We start from the raw sequence: 478 nt of genomic DNA, 5'->3' as shown, positions 1-478 counted from the left end.
CCAGCATGAACGCCTTGAGCGGTACTTCGGCGCGGGTGATCGCCTCCTGCGCCGGAATCTGCTCGGCGAGGTACGGCTGCAGGGCTTCCTGGTTAATCCGCTCGAACACCGGGGCCATGATGAACAGCGTAAGGAACAGCCCGGCCGGCGTGTACGAAGTCGTGAGCAACGACGATGGCAGCAAGCGCTTCCAGATCAACGCGCAGAACTGCGTGCACTGCAAGACCTGCGACATCAAGGACCCAGCGCAGAACATCGCCTGGGTAGCGCCAGAAGGTGACACCGGCCTGATCTTCGATGGCGAGCTGGGCTTCGATATCCGCCAGAACTCCATTGATGCCTCCGCCGACACTGCCAGACCGATCCGAACGCCGGCGCATTGTACCCAACCGCGCCCGGGAATGCTGCCATCGTCGTTGCTCACGACTTCGTACACGCCGGCCGGGCAGTAGCGCTGCGCCGGCTCGTCGTACAGCGG

3 pseudogenes are annotated in these 478 nt (G+C 63.6%); 1 reads left to right on the top strand and 2 read right to left on the bottom strand.

Going from position 1 to position 478, the window contains the following annotated elements:
- A pseudogene (locus U8L64_RS00420) lies at window positions 1-139 on the bottom strand (flagellar type III secretion system pore protein FliP); the annotation flags it as partial.
- Here U8L64_RS00420 and U8L64_RS00415 point away from each other — a divergent pair.
- A pseudogene (locus U8L64_RS00415) lies at window positions 132-287 on the top strand (4Fe-4S dicluster domain-containing protein); the annotation flags it as partial. The pseudogenes U8L64_RS00420 and U8L64_RS00415 overlap by 8 nt on opposite strands.
- 116 nt (window positions 288-403) lie before the next feature.
- Here U8L64_RS00415 and U8L64_RS20180 read toward each other — a convergent pair.
- Window positions 404-478, bottom strand: a pseudogene (locus U8L64_RS20180) (4Fe-4S dicluster domain-containing protein); the annotation flags it as partial.

The sequence above is a fragment of the Pseudomonas sp. FIP_A4 genome (genome assembly GCF_036701605.1).
Taxonomy (GTDB): Bacteria; Pseudomonadota; Gammaproteobacteria; order Pseudomonadales; family Pseudomonadaceae; genus Stutzerimonas; species Stutzerimonas phenolilytica.
The sequence above is the reverse complement of the archived record's forward strand: the minus strand, read 5'-3'. Positions and strand labels throughout refer to the sequence as shown.